The following is a 21,945-nucleotide window of genomic DNA, read 5'->3' as shown; positions in this document are numbered from 1 at the left end:
AGTCCTACTTTTGATAGCTCTTCAACTGTCCCGCAACTACAGGATCTGCATAGACAAGCACCTTCAAGCTATCCTTATCGAAATACTTTTTTATTGCATTATTGACGTCGGCTAACGTCACTGCACGCACATTGCGATTAAAATCCGTTAAATAAGAAAACGGCACTCCATAATAATCTAAGGCTAATATATTAAAGGCCAATCGATCTGAAGTTTCGATAGAACGCGGAAACTGCCCCGCCAACTGATTTTTAGCCGCATCCAACTCTCGCTGAGTGATCCCATTTTTTACAAACTCTTGAAAAACTCGAATGGTCTCACTCACAGTTTTACCAACAGTTTCATTCTTAGTAAAAGTTGATATCTGAAAGCTTCCTGTTTGCCCACGACCATCCATAAACGAGTAAATAGAATAAGTTAATCCTTGATCATCCCTGATGACTTGATTCAGTCGACTTCCAAAGCTGCCGCCCAGGGCCTCGTTAGCCATTCGAACCAACATAAAGTCGGCGCTACCACGAGGAAGCCCTTTTTGTCCCATCCTGATTTCTGCCTGCTTTAAACCTGGTTTGCCGTCCACCTTTACTTCAATGGTCTTCGCTTGAACTATTTGCTGGCTTATAACTTCAGGGCTTGGTCCCGCAGTCCAACTTGCGAAGACCTTTTTTGCTCTAGCCGCAAAGGCCTCATCGAACTGTCCAGTGATAGCCATCGATGCCACCTGTGGACGGAACCACTTTTTATAGTGAGCTAGCACATCTTTTCTTTGAATTTTCTGAATCGACTCAATAGTACCTAATTCATCTTTAGCATAGGGGTGCCCTTGAAAGATCCACTCTTCAAATTTTTGACTTGCATACTGCCCCGGATTGTCTTCTTTCTTTTTAATCAAAGCGATAACCTGAGAGCGAGCCCGCTCGATTTCAGCCTGATCAAATTTCGGAGCCATAACGACTTCGGCGACAATATCCAGCAGCTCATCAGCATCACTCACCAAGGCATCTGCGGCAATCGTTATAAAATCACTGCCTGGTTTGATCTCGATTTCTGTTCCAAGAGCCCCCAACTTGTCCGCAATTTCCAGAGCTTTCCATTTTTTAGTCCCTTGGTCCAACAAAGAGGCTGTAAAGGCATTCAGGCCATCATAGCCTTCGGGCTCTGACGCGGAACCGACAGCCAATAGTAAATTAATGGAGACTCGAGGCAGCTTATTGTCCTTAATAAGATGAATCTTTAGACCATTAGAAAGCACCTCTTTGCGCATTGGAGGCATGCTAACGCTTCCCGATTTATAGATGACATATCCGTCTTCGGTTTTTTGAGGATCCGAAGAGGTTTCAACTTTCGCCGTCGGACTTGTCGCACACCCTATGAACACAGAAGTGGCTGCTAAAAATGTCATTGGTTTTCTAATATTTAAAATCTTTTTCATTGTCGTCTATTCCTATTTATTTGGAACAAGTTCTACAAAAAGTGCTTTTTCTTCTGGCAAATATTTATTCAGAACATTCTTGATATCATTCGCGGTGACAGACTTATATTTATCTAAATCTTTGTAAAAATTTTGATAGTCTCCAGTCATGATCTCGTTCACAGCTAAGGCGCGCGCCTTTCCATCCAGTGTCATTAATTCATCGACGGCACCTTTGATCACAGTTGTTTTTGCTTTTTCAAGCTCGGCAGCTGTTACCAGTTGTGTTTTCATCTTTTTCAATTCAGACAGCAAAGTCTGCTTAACTTTCTTGTTTTCTTGGCCAGGTTTAACCATAGCTCCGACCGCAAACATCCCGTCAAATTTCATTGAATAATTATAGGAAAAAGCACCGATAGACGATTGCTGTTGATAGATCATCTTTTTATAAAGACGACTGGAGGAGCCTCCGCCCAAAATAGTCCCAGCCAAATCTAAAGCATATGCATCAGCACTGGAGGCCTCAACCGTTGGCCAAGCAATAAATACTGTCGAGTTCTGCACATCCTTTTTTAAGGTGATTTCGCGCTTTTTAGTAACCGCATTTCGCGGTTTAAAAGCTGGCGCCACTGCTGAGCTAGGCTTCAGCTTTCCATAATATTTGCGCACTAAACTTTCCGTTTTTGCCGGATCAATATCGCCTGCGATGACCAGGACCGCGTTATTAGGTCGATAGTAAGCATCGTAAAAAAATCTTAGCTTATCACTGGTGTATTGACCAATATCATCCATATATCCAATGACGGGCCAACCATAAGACGATCCTTCAAAAAGGTTCAACATCAAAGCCTCGCGAATCAATCCCATTGGATTATTGTCGGTTCTCCAGCGACGCTCTTCTTTGACAACTTCTCTTTCACTCAGCAAGTCTTCACTACGAATTTGAAGCGAAGACATTCGATCCACTTCCATGTCCATCATCAATTCTAAGCGATCACTTGGCAGAATTTGGTAAAAGCCCGTATAGTCGTATGTCGTAAAAGCATTATTCTCCATTCCGTTCTCGTGCAGAATTTTGTCAAATTGCTTTCCATCATATTTTTTCGCGCCTTTAAACATCATATGCTCAAGCATATGAGCTGCCCCTGTAACACCGACGGTTTCATGCCGTGACCCCACTTTGTACCAAGTATGATAACTTACAAGCGGAACGCTATGATCCTCGAGCATAAGCACAGTCAATCCATTATCTAAAACGAATTTTTTGACGGGCATTTCCACCTTAAGATTATCCCTGGGGGAACCTGCCATAGAAATGAGTGAAAATGAGAGTGTTAAAAGAAATGATAACGTAGATTTAAATTGGCGTTTTTTCATTCCTCTATTGTAGCTAGCAATAGCCGCTAGGCAATCGGTTCAATAGAGGAGCTATTCATTAAAGACGAAGGTCGAAGTGCTTGCTCCCGGACTCTATAGCACGAATTTTATTGTACAACAAAATCGCTAAAATAGACGTCTTTTACGACACCCTCTTTTAAGAGCCCATTGATTTCGGTGGCAATCTTATTTTTTAAAAACAGCTTTCCCTGAATAGATTCTAAGTCCGCAAACTGTTTTTCATTCAACAGTCTTACGATACTATCTCGAGCTCTGGCCCGATTGCCGGGTTCCATGATTTCCTCGAAGCCTTCTTGACCAAGCATTTCCAAATTGACCTCAAGACGAATGGAGCGTTTAGGTTCGCCGCCTAAATTGACCGTGAACTTATCCATTGTATAGATAAATGGATCTGCCTCGCCTTCGCCATGCGCAAGCGAAGCCTCGTGAACTTCTTCAAGTTCTTGCTCGGTGATCGCCGGACTATGCCAGCCCAACGTCGATTTGTAGACAAGAAAGGTTCCATAACCCATCACACCTAGGTTGATGACCGCAAAAATAATCTGTAAAAGCATACCTTTATTTTTGGGTTTTTCTGGTGCCTGTTCTTTTGCTGCTTCAGCCATGCGAACCTCTCTAATTTATCTTCAACAAATTTATCGGAGATTAAAGTCGAGTCCTTAATGCCAAGGTCTAAGAATCATCCACTTTTTTATAGTTGTTACTTCGGCTCATCAAACAACTGCGTGAATAGACAGAAATGTTCATCAAAATGACTAGGTTTTAAACAGGCCTCATAGACCGGTCTTGACACGGGACCGCCTATTCAAGGCATAATAGAGTAAATGCGCTTATTAGATCTTAAACCTATCTACAAAGTGATCGCGGTGGCCGCCCTCGTGGGAGCTGCCTCTTTGATTAGTCCTTACGCAATCTCAGCGGCAGAGTCTCAAAAAGAGACATCTGAAGAACTTTTCCCATCAGATTTACTTTCAATCACCGAAACAGATGCTTTTTCTAAATTTGTTTTTGTTGTTGATAAGAGCGCTCGCAAGCTAACCATCTACGAACGTAATGGTAAGCAAATCAAAAAAGTAAATGAGTTCCCAGCAGATATCGGAAAATCGGATGGCAATAAAACCAAACGAGACGATCACAAAACTCCAGAGGGAATTTATTTTCTTCAAAAAAGACTGACCCAGCCCGAAATTCCATTTCAGCTTTATGGTGACCTGGCTTTTACCACCAACTACCCAAATCTTTTTGATCAACGCGAAGATAAGACCGGATCGGGAATTTGGCTTCACGCCATTCCAGACAGCGTCCCACTAACTCGTGGAAGTCGAGGTTGCGTAGTGGTACGTAACAACGTCATCAAACAAATTGCAGAGTATATTAAACTAGGTGAAACGCCGATCCTAATTTTCGATAAAGTTGATTACGTTGGACTGACCGAACACGAAAAGCGCCGTGAAGAGATCAGTCAATATTTGCAAGCATGGACTTCGGCTTGGGAGTCCATGGATGTTGAAAAATATATCTCTTATTATGATGAAAAATTCGAAGCTCCTGGATTCAACTATAAAACTTGGAAAGCCCACAAAACCAATTTAAAAGCCAAGTATAAGTACATCAAAGTTCAACTTTACCAGCCCTATATTTTACTTAATAAAAATCAGTTAATTGTAAAGGCCCTGCAAAGATACGAATCCGATCAATTCACTGACTACGGTGTCAAAACCATCTATGCTTTGAAAAACAAAAATTCCTGGAGAATTATTCGAGAAGAGTGGGCTCCTGCTACAGACCGTTTGGCACAAAATCTAAAACCCACTAGCGATCAAAATTAAGCGTAAAAAAACCGGCCTTCAGCCGGTTTTTTTATTTAGTGAACATCATCACCGTCTTCGCGATCAATATTGATCAAATCAATATTTTCCGCCATATCAGGAAGCTCTTTTAACATTTTATCGTACTCTTCTTTAGACAAAGTCCCGTTTTGAAGATTTTTTTCAATCATGCGCTTGTCCCATTTAAGGTTCAACAATGCTTTATCTAATGACATCTTAGGCTCCTTATAATGTGCTATCTTACCTGAATCCCCATATTTAAACCATATTTTTCAGGAAATCCAGCGTCTTCAATCTAAAAAAAATCAATTCCAATACTTTGGCGGCTTATCTTTGGGGTCTTTCTCATTATCGACAACCAGGCGCAGATTTCGGCCCTTTTTCTTCGATTTTTGCTTATTTTCCCAATTTATAAAGGATCCTCGGCTTAACAACAGAGTATATCCTGACACAAGGCCCCCAAGATGGGCTAGATAAGCCACTTCACTGCCAGCCACCCCAGAGGTCATCATAGAAGCCAACTGAACAGCCCCCATTATAGCCACAAAGTATTTCGTCTTCATCGGAAAGACCATAAAGAAGTAAACAATACGTTCACCAAATAAAATCCCATGAGCCAACATCAAACCGAATACAGCGCCACTCGCTCCGACCACGGGAATCGCCAAAGACATCTGCCCCTGACCCGTCGCTAAAACCCAGCCGACGATCCCAGTGACGTAAAGAATAGCCGCCCCAATTCCCGAACCAAGATAGTAAAACAAAAAGAATTTACCACCCCAACGCTGCTCAAGCTCGGCTCCAAAAAACCACAACATCAGCATATTAAATAAAATATGCGTCACCGAGTTCGAGTGCAGAAACATATAAGAAAAAAGCTGCCAAATATTATAATCGTACACAACCTTGCCTGGAAAAAGGCCAAAAAGATTTGTGATCACCGGCAGGTTCATCATATTTTCTAGGATCACCTGCAAGAAAAACCAAACTCCAACATTGATGATCAAAAGCCACTTCACAACCGGAGTCATTGGCACCGACATATTCATTGAAACTCGTTGACTCATTTTATGAACCCTTTCTGGAATTAAAATACTGACTCAGTTTTTCGTAGGTCTGCTCTAGGCTCTCGACCATAACCTTTGTTTCCGCAATCAACGGAAAGAAATTAAGATCCCCACTCCATCGTGGGATCACATGAAAATGAAGATGCTCTGGAATCCCGGCACCAGCAGCGGCCCCGTGATTTAAACCTTGATTGATACCACTGGGCTGATAGACGTCCATCAATGCGGCCATAGTTCGTCTTAACAACATCATTAAGTCGGAATATTGCTCGTCGCTTAATTTTAAAATATCACCACAATGCTGCCGAGGCAAAACAAGTACATGGCCACTGTTATAAGGAAACTTATTAAGTAAAACCATCGAGTGTTCTGTTTTATAAACACACAAAGTTTCCATCGAAGGAGCCTGCGCCTCGGCCTGACAAAATACACATCCGCTTTGAGGGATTAGCTTTCGCACATACTTCAACCGATCCGGGCGAAACAAAACATCTTTTTCCAGCGGCCATATATCTTTATCTATTTGTATAAATGCAGAAGACTTCGCCGGCTTAACTTTAGGCGAAGTCTTCACTTTTTTCTTGGGCAAAGCTTTTTTCAAGCTTTTTTGTGCTGGCTTTTTGGCCATTCGACCTACTCCCAATAACCTGGCATCAAATAAAGAGGTTGATTCAACAACTCGGTACGCAGAACTTTTTTACTTACAGCCTCAATTGCCGAGCTTTTAGAATTAAGAGCTTTTGCAACTTCAGACAATCCATTTAAAGAATCCTCTTCATCAGTTTCGCCAAGATCGAAAATCGACATCTTGCGCTTTGGAACTTCAAAAAGTGTATAGTCATCACCCAATTGAGCGATCTCTGCAGTTAGCTTCACGGCATCTTTGAAGTAGCCTTCTTGATCTGCAAAACCCAACTTCACCGCCGTCGTGCCAGTGAAGACACGGCCATCAGCATACTCTAACATTATTTCTTCTTTTAAATTACGTGACTCCATGACCGTCTTCTTAAACTGCCCATAGACCTCGTCGATCATAGATTGAAACAAGGCACGCTCATCGTCCCTCATGGCGCGGAATTCGGCCCCAGAGTCTTTAAACTTTCCCGACGTTATCGTGAAGCGACTGATGTGAGCCCAATCATACAGCTTCTCTAAGTTGGCAAATTCCATGATGACACCAATCGAGCCAACAAGGGCTCCGGGAGCCACGACAATTTTATCACAAGCGACTGCTGAATAGTAACCACCGCTTGCCATGATGCCCGTCGTGACACAAATAATTGGTTTTTTAAGTTCTTCACGCACCATCTTAATAGCGTGATAGATTTCCTGCGAAGGCCCAACAGCCCCGCCCGGAGAATTGATTTCGACAACAACTGCTTTGACCTTGTCGTTCTCGGCATATTTGTCTAAATTTTTAATAAACTTTTTACCGTTTAAGATAACACCCTTCAGCTCAACATGAAGAATCGTATTTTTTGCAGTTACACTTTTGTCCGAAGAATCAAACCATTCGCTGGCCATTCTCAACACAGCACCAATTCCAATAAACACAAAAACGATAATAAAAAACTTTTTAAATGAACTTGTACGACTCATCTCAAACTCCGATTTCCCCGATGGGGTTTAGGTCCTATGATGATGACAAGGGCTTAAAGAAGAGTCATGACGCTTGGCAATGTGCATTTTCGCCCAACGGCCACTGTCTAGCGATGAATCGCCTTTCGCCTGACGGCCGCTGTCTAGCACTTCGTGCTTTTCGCGCGGCACGCGCCAAAAAAAAGGGACTCCGAGGAGTCCCTTATAAATCTTATGAAACGTTCAGCAATTAGTTTTTGCCGTCTGTTTTAAGACCTTTCAATTGCTCAGCAAAAACATCACCGAATGAAGTTTTTGAAGTTGCAGTTGCTTTCTTCACATAGTCATCAACGTCTGCTTTCGCATCACGAAGTTTAACTAGTTTAGAAGACAAACCGATCTTACGAGCGTCTTTGTCGATAGAGATAACTTCAGCTTTAACAGTTCCGCCTGCTTTAACAAAGTCTTCCACTTTCTCAATCTTATCAGTTGTAAGCTCAGAAATGTGGATCAAACCTTCGATATCAGACTCAAGCTCAACGAAAGCACCAAACTCAGTTGTTTTAGTTACTTTAACGTCGTGTTGTGAACCGATAGCATATTTAGCTTCGATGTTAGCCCAAGGATCGTTCTCAAGTTGCTTGATACCCAAAGAGAATCTTTCGTTCTCGATGTCTACACCAAGTACAACTGCGCGAACTTTTTGTCCTTTAGCGAACATTTCAGAAGGATGATTTACACGCTTAGTCCAAGAGAAGTCAGAGATGTGAACTAGGCCGTCGATACCTTCTTCGATACCAATGAAGATACCGAAATCAGTCACAGACTTGATTTCACCTTCAATGATAGTTCCTGGAGCGTACGACTCTTTCAACTCAACCCATGGATTTGGCATCAATTGCTTCATGCCCAAGCTAATGCGGCGGTTTTCAGTGTCTACGTCAAGAACAACAACGTCTACTACAGAGTCTACGTTAACAACTTGTGAAGGATGCTTCACGCGTTTAGTCCAAGACATTTCAGAAACGTGGATCAAACCTTCTACGCCTTCGCCAAGTTCAACGAATGCACCGTAGTCAGCCAATGAAACCACTTTACCTTGAAGCTTCTTGCCGATTGCGTATTCAGCTTTAACGCTTTCCCAAGGATCTTCAGTCATTTGTTTCAAGCCCAAAGATACGCGTTCTTTGTCTTGATCGTACTTAAGAACTTTAACATTGATATCGTCACCAACATTCAACACTTCAGAAGGGTGTTTTACACGGCCCCATGACATGTCTGTGATGTGAAGAAGTCCATCCATACCGCCCAAGTCAATGAACGCACCGTAATCAGTGATGTTCTTAACTGTACCAGTAACGATTGAACCCTCTTTCATAGTATCAAGAGTTTGAGATTTCAAAGTATCGCGTTCTTCTTCAAGAAGTGCACGGCGAGAAAGAACAATGTTACCGCGTTTTTTATTGAACTTGATAACTTTGAATTTATATTTCTTACCGATGTAAACGTCCATGTTGCGAACTGGGCGTAGATCGATTTGCGAACCAGGCAAGAATGCCTTAACGCCGATATCAACAGAAAGACCGCCTTTAACTTTAGCAACAACAGTACCTTCGATAACTTCTTCGTTTTCAGCAGCTTTAGAGATATCAGACCAAGCACGAAGCATATCTGCTTTGTCTTTAGAAAGAACGATCATGCCGTTTTCGTTTTCGATACGGTCGATCAATACTTCTACTTTATCGCCAACTTTAACTTCGCGAACGCCGTCAACAATACGGAATTCGTTTACAGGAATTAGACCTTCTGATTTGTAGTTGATATCAACTAGAACATAGTCAGATTGAACTTCTACTACAGAACCAGTGACAACATCACCGACCTTGAAATCTTGTTCATTCATTGATGCTTCGAAAAGTTTATCAAAATCAGTCTTTTCGATTTTTGAATCCGCACCTGGATTGGCAGGGATCTTCGCGTCTTCTGCATCAAGAAGTGCGAGGACTTTTTGTTTTTCAAGTTCAGCTTTGCTTAATTGTTTACCCATTATTGTATTATATACCTCCCACGATGTGGCGCCTCTGGGTGTTTGGGCCCCACTCGTTATTTTTTATTACTCTGACTGTTTAAATGACTAATTCAGAGCGAAGCATTGATTTATAGGTGCTTCACCCTGAATGTCAAAGGAATTAACGCTTGGCGTCCTAAGAATTATTACTTCGCCACAGAAGCTAGGCCCAGAGCCTTAAACACGGGAGCCTGAGCTCCTAATTTCCTAGCTCCATCAATTATGAAATCCTTGAAAATAGACGCATAAGTGTACTCGCCGTAAGCATGACAGTGCTGCGCAGCCTCATGAGGCCCTCGAGTGATACCTAAAACAACGAGTTCGTTGCCAGACTTAAGATACGCGGGACCGCCAGAGTCCCCTGCGCAAGCGCCCGAACCATTACGCTGGTCCGTTACCAGTATCTTGCCATCCATTACACGGACCATACTGACCTCGACTTGATTCAAGCCCGAAGCGGGGATTCCCATAACGTCGTTTATCAAACCAAATCCAGCTAACAAAAGCTTAGCACCTGCAGCTGGTTCAGATGAGGGGTCTAAAATCTTAACAGGAGTCGCCCCAGGAAGAGCCTTGCTAAGTTTTATCAGCGCGATATCGTTATAAGCCGTCTTGAAGTTCCCGTCCTCAGTCAATACGATTTCGTATTTATCGTGGCGTTCGATAGCCTCGACCTCTTGCAAACGGGCATCCGTCATTTGAGTCGGTAATGTTGTACCCAAGAAAACATGTATGTCAGACTCTTCAAACTCTTCGACACAGTGAAAAGCTGTCATAATCAAATCTTCAGAAATAACTGTACCTGTACAAAAAGAAGCCGGTTCGCCACCGTTATCAAGCATTAAAGAAACTGTCGATTTAGCAGCCAAATCAGACCAAGCTACTGCTTTACCACCGATGATAGAGTCAGAAGTCGCTTTTGCTTGAAAAGAACTTTCTAATTTATTTCCGTTACAAGCCGCCAACGACAAAGCCAAAAATGATAAAGCGATTTTTTTCAAACAAGCCTCCTAAAAGATGGACCTTTATAGCCTACTTGCAGGAAAGATTCGCCTCAAAAACCGAGTTCCACTGAATTTATAAACGGGACAGATAAAAAAGAAAGGGCTGTCTAAAAATAAGACAGCCCCCTTTAAGTAAAATCAAAAATTAGGGTGGCGGCGGAGGCAACGAAAATACATAAGCAGCTCCCGAGTTATTACTGCCGGAATCATACCCAATCGACGAGTTATCGCCGTTCTGCACATCGCCAGCCGCCGTAGCTTGTTGAGGCGCCCCTACCACTAAGATTCGTTCACTGGAAGAGCTAGGTGTCCCCAACGCTAAAGAATGCCCAAATCTTTCGGCATTACCAAAGGGAGAAAGAATAGTTTGGGTCAAGCTAAAGGTCCCCCCACTTGCTGCAGAATAACCATAAATGGCTCCACTTTCAGAGTTTGTACCCGGCGCTCCAACAAAAATATGATCATTTGTTCCATCTCGCCGAATCGCGGCTGTGAAGCCAAATTTATCCGCCCCAGACACTCCTCCGGGCAATGTGAAATTCGACACCAAGCTATTTGCAGGAGTCACAATATCAAAACGAATAAGCTTAGCCACGCTGGCGTCAGGAATCGTAAATAAAATCAACCGACCATCATCTGAAATAGAAACCTTGCCCGGACTGCTCGAAGAATCATTGATCTGCTGTACCGAGTTGGTAAAGCCATCATCTGATTTAAAAATTTTTACCTGAGTTGGAATAAGAAATGAGAGGTTACCGCTAATCAACGCCAGGACAACCCCATCTCGGCTCAGAGCAATCTCGCTTGCCAAAGAACGGTTTGCAACATCCCCCGTCATAGAAGGAGACAATTGAGTGTCCCCCGTCGTAGAGTTGAAATTAAACTTATACAAAGCGCCAATTCGGGAAAGACCACTTGAGTATGTGGGGTCACCGACAACTACTGTCCCTGTGACCGGAGAAAAATCCATCGCAGCTCCAAATTGATCCTCCGAGCTCGTCAAAGAATTAGAATAGACTCGAAACGAAGGCGTAAAGTTCGTACCATCAAAGGTGTAGCCATAAACAGAAGCTTGATTCCCTGCCGAGATCGCCAACGGAGCCGATACCAAAAGTTTTTGTCCCTTAAAAACAACTTTCTTTCCAAAGTTCTTAGCAACAGAACCCGGATTGTTCATTCGCGCCTTATAGACCCAACCCGTGACGGTCTTCTTAAAGAAGAAAACCGCTCCGCTGCCTGCATTGTAAAAAGGAGCTCCAACGGCCAGAAGATTTCCATCCATCGCCATCGAAAGACCTGCCTTTGCGTTTGCGGCAAAGTCATTCGCCTTCAAGTAGCTCTGTCTACATAACAACGCATTTCCACAAAACTGACGCCATCCCAACGTCAGCGGACTCGAGTAGTTTTCAGCAGCATCCCGCCCTTTAACTGATAAATAGTAATTTTCACCATTCAAAAACGATGAGCTTAAACCATTTAGGCCAGACGAGCTGACCGCCGAACCAAGTTGAAATGGGTAATATCCTAAATCAAAAGCTCCTGCTGTTGATCCTACGTAAGCCATAAACCCAGTTGCTGGATTGGAATCCGTGTAAATCGCCGAAAATGCGGGGCTCGTTAAGGGATTAACATGGTAACCAGAATAGGAAGTCCAATTTAACGACGACAAGATCGGAGCAATATCATCGTGAGTGATATTCTGACCAAAACACGAACTCACATTGTTCACGCCGTCCGTGATTTTGAAGTAGACAGTATTCACGGCATTCGTTAAAGCAAGATTAACAGGAACATTTGAAACAACTGAGTTTAAGGATTGCCAAGTGTTTGAAGAGTTGCAAGCTGCTAGACTTGAAAATGGTCCCGCATATTTATGTTCTGGATGCTCAGTAACAGCCACCACCGGCGGAGAAATCGTCACAGACGGACCTGTCATCACGGGCGAATAGAAAGATCCATTCGCAGACTTCAGACCATTCCAACTCAAATTTATCCCAGAGGGTGCCTCGTCATCGGACTTTAAATACGCAAGAAACTCCATGGCATTTGAGGAAATCCCACTCGCACTTGTTGCGGCGCCAGCATCGATGGAGATATCAACAGCACCCATACCCGAACATGAATTGACATGCACTTGATACTGTCCCAAACCAACAGTCACCAATCCAAAAGAGCACGGAGCACCCGCGCCCGAAAAGTGAATCATCGATGAAATTAAATTATAAGTCGAAGCCCCTGATATCGTGAGTGTCAAAGTGTTGGAATAATTAGGTCCGATCCAGTCTTCAGTTTTCGACATTGAAATAGCCGGAGGAGTTCGGTTCACTGTGAATTCGTAAATAGTTGCAGATGCAAATGCCTGCCATAAATCTAATGTGTTCTTACCAACCAAACAAAGGCGGTAGTTGCCGTTTGTCGGTGGCGGAGGCATCACCATCGTACCAACCAATTCATTGGTGTAAGTAGCCGTTCCACAGTCCCCACCAGAACTTATCACAGAATACCTATAGGCCGATAAGCTAGGGCCAGCCCCGGAATTTCTAACGGTGTCGGTAAAATCATTCACCCCCAACACCGGGATCGAGCCAGACTGTAAAACAGCGATAGGAGTTCGTGAGTCTAATTGGTAGGCCAGTGCCGAGGAACATGCACTGCGATTTCCAACTGAATCAACCGCCTGAATAAAAAATTGATAACTTCCATCAGTCAAAGTCGGCAATGGCAAAGTTTGAGAACTGCCCGATGCCGTCCAAGTCGAAAATGGAGTCCCAGAACAATTATCTTTGAATAAGTGAATGTAATCTCCAGCAACTAAGCCCGTAGCAGAAAACTCGGGACTTGCGTCCGCCGAAGGCGAGGCCGCAGGCATGTAGTAACCTAGCGATGGTGTCGCTGGAGCCGTAGTGTCGATACGAATATCTTTTTGCGCAGCTAGCCCATAGGCCACAGCAGCCAAACTACCATCTACGGCTTCTCCGTAAACATCCTTTAAGGACGCCGCGGAATAAACTAAACTAATAAAATCAAGGTCACCTGAATTTTGACCATTTAAAACGGAATAATTAAAAAATAATTTATCGCCCGAAGTCGACTGCAACGGGATTCCGCTTCCCACGTCCAGACTCATAGTAACGGTTCCAGTAACAATAACTGGATTCGAGAACTGTGCTTGTAAAGAAATTACGCTACCGACTCCGTACGCTTGGTCCGCAGCTGATGAAGTCACTGACAACAATTTTGTTTGATAGGCCCTGGTCCATCTTTTCTCTATAAGATAATCGTTCCAGCCTAAATTATTTGAAGAAGCACTGGTAGCCCACAGACACAAAAGATAGGTCCCCTGAGGTAATCCCGTAGTCGTGATCGTCGTGTTTGCCGAGATCTCAATCAATGTCCCAGAAGGAGTTGCACTGCACACCGGAGAGACAGACGTTGAATTCAAGGTATATTTAACTTTACTAACCTGAGACCAATTCGCCCCGACCTCAAATTGCTGTTTAGTAAAACCAAAAGTTTGATTTGAGCTGATCCGCGTACCGCTGGTGGATTCACTCACCCAGACGAGTTGCGATTCACTATTCGAAGACTTTAAAAGAGAAGTGATTTGCGGAACCACTTTTGAACAGGACATTAAGACTGCAGACATCCCCACAAGCAACAGCTGAAAAAGTTCATGTTTTTTTGAATGCCACAATGAATTCATCTAGTTATCTATCGGAAAAAAAACGAGGGCGCTTAATAGCACCCTCGTCTTAATTTGAGAAAATATAACTTATTATGTTTAGTTTATTCCTAACAGAGCCTCGATACGATTCAGTCTTGTTTTCAACTCAATCTGTTCTTTCTCAAGGTCCTTGATTCGCTGTTCAGCCGCGGCCTGCCCCGATTGATTCGAAGCTACATCCCGCTTTAACTGATCAATATCGGTTTTTACCTCTACGATACTCTGAGCAAGAAGTTTTATCTCGGCTTTAACAGCATCTATCTCTGCAGAGCTAGCGCCCTGGCCTCGTGAGGCCAACTCTCCTATTGCCTGAACAACCAATGCCATTAAACGCTCTTCAGAGATAACCTTCTGACCGCTAGATACATAGACGGCTTGCGGAAAAACTTTTTCGACCTCTTGAGCACTAAGACCAATATCACTTCGCATATCTCCGCAATAACTTCGCGCTTTAAATGAATATCCTTTTAAAGCTTTAAATTTGTCGATCACAGATGCCAAGACTACTTTGTCTTTGACATAACGATCATCAGACTGTGGCCCCACTGCATTGTCTAAATGACGACAGAGTTGACCATAGCCACCTAAAATGGAACTGTGCGCACTCGCAATCGACGGACTTGTCGCTAGAACGTACCCAAGAAATCCTATCGCCAGCAACTTCGTCTTTCCTCGCATGAACCCTCCAAACAAAAAGGAATAAGTAATTCGCTTATTATTTCTTCGGAGTAATGCGACCTAGACTTTAGACCATGTATGGATTTTGTTTAATTTTTGTCTCTTAATTTGAGACGACTCATTTTGAAATAGTCGAATATCGACAAATAAATTTACGGGTACAGATCAAAAACAGGGAACGGAGTGTCCTTGACTGTGGCCGGAGAAGGGTCGCTCAAACCAAAATTTCCAAACACATTCGAACCCGAGCAACTCACTTTGCCCAACAGGATTCCACAAGTGGCATAGTAAGTCCCCCCCTGAAGTCCGAAGTTGTAGTAATGACTCCAATTAGTGGACATCTCAGTGGCAGTCGCTCCGTCGTGACGATACATCTTTCCATCCGCAACGTAATTAAGACTTCCATAGTCATCTAGCTTAATGCTTGATGCGACAACTCCTGCAGTCCCAGGAAGTAGCGCAGGCCCCATCCCACTGCCCCAGCAGATAATGCCTCCAGAAGCTCTAGTTGCACAACTTCTTTCGTAACCTGAATCAACCTCAATGAAGTCGTTATAGGCGCTATCAATAAGACGAGGCTCAGCAGTGTCTCCTCCGGCACTGCCTAATTGATTGGATGACGATAACCCCCAGCAATAAACTTGTCCTGATTTGATCGCACATGAATGCTCAAAGCCTGTGGAGATGTCGGTAACATTTACATTCATATTCTGTACGGCCTGTGGCGTGGTATTACAAGAATCGACGCACGAATTCACTCCAAGGACGGCAGAGTCGCTCCACCCCCAACAATATGCAGCCCCATTAGCAAGACCACAAAAATGTGCATACCCGTCAATTTCGCTAGCATTCGAAATCGCGCTTCCTACTCTATGAAAACTTGAGTGATAGCTAGATCCTGCACAATAAAATCCTCCATTACGAGATATGCAAGTGTCTGATCCTATTGTGGCTACATCGCTCACCCCAGAAGAAAAAATCTGTTTTGCTAGAGGAATTGATTGCAAATTGCCAGCGCCGCAGGCTCCAGAAGAGTTTTTCCCCCAACAGTAAAGTGCTCCACCAGAATCTATTGCATAACCATTTTCATCCATGGCAATTTTGACAATATTTGAAAGGCTTGGGATTTCAACGGGGGCCGCTGAAGAAATTTTACTTTTCGCCCCACCAATCCCTAACATTCCATATTTATGCTCACCCCAACAGTAAACATGTTGGTTTGAAATGCCGCAAAAAGTATTGGTATAGCCTGCCATGTCTGCTTTAAGGATATTCGTGAGTCCGTAGGATTTCTCGACAAGTGCATGATTGCCACTCTCCCAGCATTTCAAGTGCGTCTCATCTTCAGCAGTTACACACCAAGAACTTGTGTTCATTGTCGAATGAAGATTCTTAACCGCACCGCTGACTCCCGCAATTTCGACGGGAACTGTTCCGTACGAAGTACCCCAACAGTAAACCTTACGAGGAAGCGGCATAACTCCTGTTTCTACAATTACGCAATGATTGTTTTCATAGCTGGCGCCCGATTCAATTTCAACAATTCCTGAAGGCATGTTTTCAGCCTGAACCGCTGTTGTATACATAGCGCCCGCACTCTTGGCCATGCCACCATCACTGTTGGAGCCCCAGCACCAAACCTCACCGTTGCTTTTGACAGCGCAGGCGCTGGACTGACCCACACTCAAATCCACGAAAGTTCCAGTCAACCCCAAGACATCCCCGGCAGGAATCCCGCTCCCCGAAGAGCTTCCGTTACCAAGTATACCATGATTGTTATCACCCCAACATTTAATTAAGCCTGTATTCATGATTGCGCAGCCCGAGGTAGCTGAACCTATGGCGATTTTAACAGCACCAGAGTTAATAACCTGATGTGGTGGATTTAAACTCCAAGTGTGACCTGGTGTAAAGGTACCCCAGCACCAAACTTCACCACCTGTTTTTAGGGCGCAACTGTATGCCCATGTCATATCAAAATCCAAAACTCCAGATGACATTTGAAGAGGAGTGACAGGAGAGGCTTCCCCATTATAGGAAGAGTAATTGATCCCATTACCTAATTGCCCTCCGTAATTGCCCTCCCCCCAGCAACGCAAAGATCCATTTGAAAGTCGTGCGCAGAACATCATCACACCAGCACGCACATCCACTGCATGTACAGTAGAGTTCGCGGCGGCAATCAGGGGAAGTGAATGAGTGTGATCCACTCCCGTGTACTCGTATTTAATTTCAAAATCATCCCGAAAACTAGCTGGGGCGTAGGCTGAAAATTCTAGAGTCAATGAACAAGAAGCACCTGCCGCCAAGGTTGCCCCACACGTACCACCAATTCCAGGAAAATCACCGCCAAAATATTTAAACGGGAAATTAAGCTTCCACGTTCTTAACCCCGTAGCTTCCTCAGAACCTTGATTGATAATGGTGACAATCCTAGAATTTGAAGTCCCAATTTGAACCTCACCGAACTCCACCTGCTGAATACTGAACACCAAAGACGCATTGGACTCTACAGGAACGGCTGTGCTATTGCTTAATGAAGAACTCAGAAGCTTTGCATCCAAAGTGCATGCAGAGGTTATAAAAGATGTAGATGTTACCAAGAGTAATTTTTTTAAAATGAAATTATTCAAGTAGCACCTCACAACCTAAACGTCTAATGAGTATAACCTTCCGATCTAATTATCGGTATTGCATGAGGATTTATTAAGAGTACAATCCACATAAAAATTTACGTTAATCTTTTTGTCTAAAAAAATGTTTCACTTTGAAACGAATGAAAATGATTAAGGTTATCTCAAAAAATATCGAAATACTTCGAATATTTCATAATATTAAACTTGTTCCACTGATTGCCGGCTATTTTTTAGATCTTTTGTCTAACATATTTCTCTACAGATTGAACAACTTGCTCAAGATTCAAAGTTGTAGTGTCAACAACAAAGGCATTCTCGGGAATAGCCATTGGCGCGGCTTTGCGTGTTGAATCCTGCTGATCCCTAAGTTTTTGTGCTTTCTCAATTTCGGCAGCATCGGCACCGTGCTCGGCCGCTCTTCGAGCCGCGCGATTTTCACTCGACGCTGTCAGAAAAACTTTTGCGGTCGCATCTGGAAATACCACTGTTCCACAGTCACGTCCTTCGGCCACCAATCCCGGAACATTGTTCGAACAGCGTCGCTGCGCCTCTAGCAAGGCCTTACGAACATCAGGATAAAATGAAACACGAGAGGCAAACGCCCCCACATCTTCATGAGCAATCTGATCGGTCACTTCTTGGTCTTTAAAATAAACCAAAGTTTTTTCCGGAGACATGCGAACGCTCCAAACGGGGCTGTCGCAAAGGTCGGCCAAAGACTGAACATCATCTAAAGAAATATTTAATTGAATGGCAGCAAAGGCCAACCCACGATAAAAGGCTCCTGTTGAAACCCAACTCCAACCCAGACGCTTCGCAAGTTCGCGACTCACCGAGGATTTTCCAGATGCTGCAGGACCATCAATCGTAACAACTAAACCCATTCGTACTTCCCGTTTACTTAAGTGCTGGTATCTCTTTGAGGACTTCCGCTAATGCAATCATAGCGGCTTCGTTTTCAACCTCGAGCCCGACACTCAATCTGAGGTGCGTTTTAAATCCATAGTTTAAAACAGGACGCATAATGATCCCTTTACGCAATAAGGCTTCGTTCACCTGAACGGCGTCACGTAAAGTATCAAAAAGAACAAAGTTCCCCTGAGATTCAATGTAAGGCAGGCCTAAGTTTTGAAGCTTCTCGTAAAAGTAATCAAGGCCTTTCCATGTGATTTGCTGCGATGCTCGGACATAATCCTTGTCACGCAAAGCAGCAACAAGGGCCACTTGTGCAAGATCACTCACATTGAATGGTTTGCGCACCCTGTTATACAAATCAATGACTTCTTTAGGAGCAATCATGGCCCCTACACGAAAACCAGCTAATCCGTAAATTTTAGAAAATGTTCTTAGAACAATCAGATTCGAATACTGTTTCTGGTACGCCTGTGCCGAGACATAATCTTTAGCGCGAACAAATTCGTTATAGGCCTCGTCAAAAACAACCAATACGTCATCACGGTTGCCTACTTTTTTAAGGAATGACTCCAGCTCGGCCTGGCTCGCGTAACTGCCTGTTGGGTTGTTTGGATTCGCCACAAAAATTAGACGAATTTTATCCTGCAGACCCTTTGATAAAAAATAGTCAGCAATGCCATCTAAATCAAACTTCATGCCTTCTTTTAAGGGAACGGTATGCAAACGCGCTCTATTCGCGCCCGCCGAAACAGCATAGGCCGCAAACGCAGCCTGCGACGTCAATATACCGTCGCCTTGTTCGCAATAAATTCGACAAAGAAAATCGATAATCTCATCAGAACCACAGCCCAATGCCATTCGCTCTCGCGGCTCGTTCCATTCTTCAGAAAGGGCCGTCAAAGCTTCATAAGCTGCGGGATCCGGGTAACGATGTTGATTTTCTAAAGCGGACCTCACCGCAGCTAAAGCTTTTGGACTAGGACCCAAAGGATTTTCGTTAGACGCAAGTTTATAGACTTTATCCAAACCATATTCCCGTTGAGTTTCCGAGATCGGTTTACCAGGCTTATAAGGCACCAAATTAAGTAATTCTGCTGATACTTTCATAGGGCCTCAGACTTAGCAATAAAGAGCTCTTCAGGCAAATTAAAACAAGATTTCAGCCCCCGCAGTACCTTCGACTCCACGATTGAAGTATCCTGAAAACTCTTCGTATCGATGGTCCAAGACGTTATCAACGCGACCATATAAATTGACTGAGTCCGAATACTTCTCGTTCCAGGTCAAACCCAGCACGCCATAACCTGGAAGTTTTTTACTACTGTCATAACGCGAACCTGCCATACGCAGCTGTATCGAAGCCGAATGAGTCTCCCACTGTTTCGACAGCTGAACACTGCCTGAGCTCAGTGGACGACGTGAAAGCCATTTACGTGAAGTTTGATCCCACGGCTCTTGATAACCGAGCGCCGCATTTAAACTATAGTCGCGACCTAATTTTGTCGCATAGTTTAGTTCTATCCCCTGAATAAGTGCCTTCGAAATATTGTTGTATCGTAAATTTGGATAATTGCCCGTTGTACCAATTAAGTCTTTAAATTCGGATCTAAATACAGTGGCGCTTAACTGACTTTGCTCGTTCAATGCTAGATCATGACTTAAGCTAGAATGAACTGCGCTTTCGATTTTAAGATTTCTATTTCCATAATTGCTGTACAAATGAAACAGTGAAGGATTTCTAAAAGAGTTCGACAACTCGAAGTGAGTGTTCTTCCAGAACGAAACCCCCAGATGAGCAGAGTTTCTTTCTCCAACAACATCTAATTTGTCGTATCTTAGCCCCAACTCGAATTGAAATTCCTCCGAAATATTCTTATCCGCTTTAGCAAAAACTCCAAATGAGGTCTGCTGCTTATCCGTAACGACAGTATTGTTACTGTCGTATTTAAGTTGCTCGTTGGTAGAGCTTAAACCCAAATCTAAATTAAACATGTTCGATCGAACGGCTTCGACTTCGATCCGAGACGCCAGTGTCGTCCCCGTGTATTCATCGTTAGCTCCCAAGACGATAGCACCCGTTTGAGTATTTTCAGTGTAAGTTCGATGAGCCTGATTCAACGTCAAAGAAAGTCGGGGCTTCATCAACACATCATTTAATTTTGTAACAAATGAGGCCGAGTTTAATTCCGATTTTTGCCTAAAGTTATCAGAATCCAAAGCCTGATAAGGGGACGTCTGATTCGTCGTAGACAATCTCAAATCATCCTGCGCTCGCAGGAGCTTTGCCATAAAATCAACCGAGGAGTTCTTCTTAAGATAAATTAAATCAAATGAGCCGACCTGCGCGGGATACTCTTTGGAAGAATTCTTAACTGGTGACTTATTTTCCTTTGCGGACAAAAATAATCGCGAGCTAAAGCTGGAATCCTCTGAGAGCAACTTGCTACCGATCAAACCAAGATCGGCGCCCCCCAAGTGCGTCCCCTGAACCAAGACCTTTGCCTGCCTTTTTGGAGAATCTATCGTTGTTACTTTTATAACTCCCCCCGAAGCCTGCCCACCGTATAAAACAGATTGACCGCCCTTGATGATCTCGATTTTCTCTACCGAACGCACATCAATGGAATTCAAATTCAAAGTTCGCTGTGTTGTTGAAGCATCATACACGGGGACTCCATCAATCAAGATAAGCACGTACCCGGCATCGCTTCCCCGCAAGTATATTGAGCTGGGCTGAAACGGATTTGCAGCGACCACGATATTGGCTTGAGTCGAAAGGACACCGGCCAACGTCGTTGCTCGAGTTTTTTCGATTGCCGCTCGATCTAAAACAACCTTTGAAGATGTATTAAAAATAGTTTCTTGAACCGTGGTTTCATACTCTTGCGCCAAAACTGCAGTGGTAGAAAAAAGAATTCCACACATTAAAAGGGATAAAATTTTAGTCGTCATTTCCGCGTTTCCTCGACATTGTTTTCTAGGTCTAATTTAAATAAATATCTAGACTATTGGGTTTCCAACTTAAAGTTGTATTTATAAATTAATTGATAGGCCTGAATTCCCTCCGGCGCTTGAACTTCTGAAAATTCAAACTGCTGAAGGGCCTTCTGTGCCGCCAAATTCAATTCTTCCGACGGACCGTCTAAGATTCTCACGTCTTTGACGTGCCCATCCAATCCAACTAATACTTGCATCCGAACAACACCTTGTTGCCGCGCAGATCGAGCTTTTTCGGGGTATTCAGCCTTCACTTCTTTAATCACCCGAGGCTTCGAGTACAGACGGCTAACCTCGGCAATAGCTCCTTCACCTAGCACTGCCCCAGTCGAAGCTGGAGCGACAGAGTTAGAGTTCGCATCCGATGAGCTTACTGAACTCTCTTTCGATTCAGTGGAAAAATTGCCTTTGGAACTGCCTTTTGAAGGAACCACCTGCGCCTTGTTTGCAGATACAATCCGAAACTCTGAGGAAAAATTTCCCACATCAACGGCAAATTCTGTTCCGCGCTGAACAACGTAAGCTAATAACACCAAAACAAGAATATGAATTCCAGTCGAGATAATATTAAATACCAGCGTTTTACTTCTAAAAAAATTCAAAGCACGGCCTCTTTATGGTCCCTATTTGCAAAGGTGTC

The 21,945-nt window shown here is 43.6% G+C and carries 17 protein-coding genes; 1 reads left to right on the top strand and 16 read right to left on the bottom strand.

Going from position 1 to position 21,945, the window contains the following annotated elements:
• Window positions 1-4 precede the first annotated feature (4 nt).
• The 3 genes from AC04MN_RS09845 to AC04MN_RS09835 all read right to left on the bottom strand — a co-directional run bounded on the left by AC04MN_RS09845 (window position 5) and on the right by AC04MN_RS09835 (window position 3,414).
• Window positions 5-1,432, bottom strand: a complete 1,428-nt coding sequence (locus tag AC04MN_RS09845) for a M16 family metallopeptidase (protein ID WP_475383032.1) — start codon at window positions 1,430-1,432, stop codon at window positions 5-7.
• A gap of 12 nt (window positions 1,433-1,444) precedes the next feature.
• Window positions 1,445-2,686: a M16 family metallopeptidase gene (locus tag AC04MN_RS09840; RefSeq protein ID WP_475383807.1), complete on the bottom strand. Its 1,242-nt coding sequence runs from the start codon at window positions 2,684-2,686 to the stop codon at window positions 1,445-1,447.
• 209 nt (window positions 2,687-2,895) lie between these two features.
• Complete coding sequence (locus tag AC04MN_RS09835) at window positions 2,896-3,414, bottom strand: flagellar basal body-associated FliL family protein (RefSeq protein ID WP_475383031.1); 519 nt, start codon at window positions 3,412-3,414, stop codon at window positions 2,896-2,898.
• Between the two features lie 219 nt (window positions 3,415-3,633).
• Here AC04MN_RS09835 and AC04MN_RS09830 point away from each other — a divergent pair, with 219 nt between their 5' ends.
• On the top strand, window positions 3,634-4,638 hold the full coding sequence (locus tag AC04MN_RS09830; protein WP_475383030.1) for a L,D-transpeptidase family protein: 1,005 nt from the start codon (window positions 3,634-3,636) through the stop codon (window positions 4,636-4,638).
• Window positions 4,639-4,673: 35 nt separating this feature from the next.
• Here the strand turns inward: AC04MN_RS09830 and AC04MN_RS09825 are convergent, their stop codons facing one another.
• The 13 genes from AC04MN_RS09825 to AC04MN_RS09765 all read right to left on the bottom strand — a co-directional run bounded on the left by AC04MN_RS09825 (window position 4,674) and on the right by AC04MN_RS09765 (window position 21,907).
• Window positions 4,674-4,853, bottom strand: a complete 180-nt coding sequence (locus AC04MN_RS09825) for a hypothetical protein (protein WP_475383029.1) — start codon at window positions 4,851-4,853, stop codon at window positions 4,674-4,676.
• A 90-nt stretch (window positions 4,854-4,943) separates the two neighbouring features.
• Window positions 4,944-5,705, bottom strand: a complete 762-nt coding sequence (locus tag AC04MN_RS09820) for a rhomboid family intramembrane serine protease (RefSeq protein ID WP_475383028.1) — start codon at window positions 5,703-5,705, stop codon at window positions 4,944-4,946.
• A gap of 1 nt (window position 5,706) precedes the next feature.
• Window positions 5,707-6,333, bottom strand: coding sequence for an HIT family protein (locus AC04MN_RS09815; RefSeq protein ID WP_475383027.1), 627 nt, complete (start codon window positions 6,331-6,333; stop codon window positions 5,707-5,709).
• 5 nt (window positions 6,334-6,338) lie between these two features.
• On the bottom strand, window positions 6,339-7,304 hold the full coding sequence (sppA, locus tag AC04MN_RS09810) for a signal peptide peptidase SppA (RefSeq protein ID WP_475383026.1): 966 nt from the start codon (window positions 7,302-7,304) through the stop codon (window positions 6,339-6,341).
• Window positions 7,305-7,533: 229 nt separating this feature from the next.
• Window positions 7,534-9,330, bottom strand: coding sequence for a 30S ribosomal protein S1 (locus AC04MN_RS09805; RefSeq protein WP_475383025.1), 1,797 nt, complete (start codon window positions 9,328-9,330; stop codon window positions 7,534-7,536).
• Between the two features lie 167 nt (window positions 9,331-9,497).
• Entirely contained in the window at window positions 9,498-10,352 is an 855-nt protein-coding gene (locus tag AC04MN_RS09800; RefSeq protein WP_475383024.1) for a S1 family peptidase, read from the bottom strand.
• Between the two features lie 148 nt (window positions 10,353-10,500).
• On the bottom strand, window positions 10,501-14,058 hold the full coding sequence (locus AC04MN_RS09795; protein ID WP_475383023.1) for a hypothetical protein: 3,558 nt from the start codon (window positions 14,056-14,058) through the stop codon (window positions 10,501-10,503).
• Between the two features lie 78 nt (window positions 14,059-14,136).
• Window positions 14,137-14,757, bottom strand: coding sequence for a tail fiber domain-containing protein (locus AC04MN_RS09790; RefSeq protein ID WP_475383022.1), 621 nt, complete (start codon window positions 14,755-14,757; stop codon window positions 14,137-14,139).
• 152 nt (window positions 14,758-14,909) lie between these two features.
• Window positions 14,910-17,360 (bottom strand): hypothetical protein, encoded by a 2,451-nt coding sequence (locus AC04MN_RS09785; protein WP_475383021.1) that lies wholly within the window; start codon window positions 17,358-17,360, stop codon window positions 14,910-14,912.
• A gap of 263 nt (window positions 17,361-17,623) precedes the next feature.
• A complete protein-coding gene (cmk, locus tag AC04MN_RS09780) occupies window positions 17,624-18,277 on the bottom strand; it encodes a (d)CMP kinase (RefSeq protein ID WP_475383020.1) in 654 nt (217 codons plus the stop codon).
• Window positions 18,278-18,290: 13 nt separating this feature from the next.
• Window positions 18,291-19,415, bottom strand: coding sequence for a histidinol-phosphate transaminase (gene hisC, locus AC04MN_RS09775; protein WP_475383019.1), 1,125 nt, complete (start codon window positions 19,413-19,415; stop codon window positions 18,291-18,293).
• Between the two features lie 39 nt (window positions 19,416-19,454).
• Window positions 19,455-21,260, bottom strand: a complete 1,806-nt coding sequence (locus AC04MN_RS09770) for a TonB-dependent receptor plug domain-containing protein (protein WP_475383018.1) — start codon at window positions 21,258-21,260, stop codon at window positions 19,455-19,457.
• A gap of 53 nt (window positions 21,261-21,313) precedes the next feature.
• Window positions 21,314-21,907 (bottom strand): energy transducer TonB, encoded by a 594-nt coding sequence (locus tag AC04MN_RS09765; RefSeq protein ID WP_475383017.1) that lies wholly within the window; start codon window positions 21,905-21,907, stop codon window positions 21,314-21,316.
• Window positions 21,908-21,945: the final 38 nt, after the last annotated feature.

The sequence above is a fragment of the Bdellovibrio sp. ZFWA1 genome, from assembly GCF_056175665.1.
This window is presented reverse-complemented; position numbering and strand designations above follow the sequence as displayed.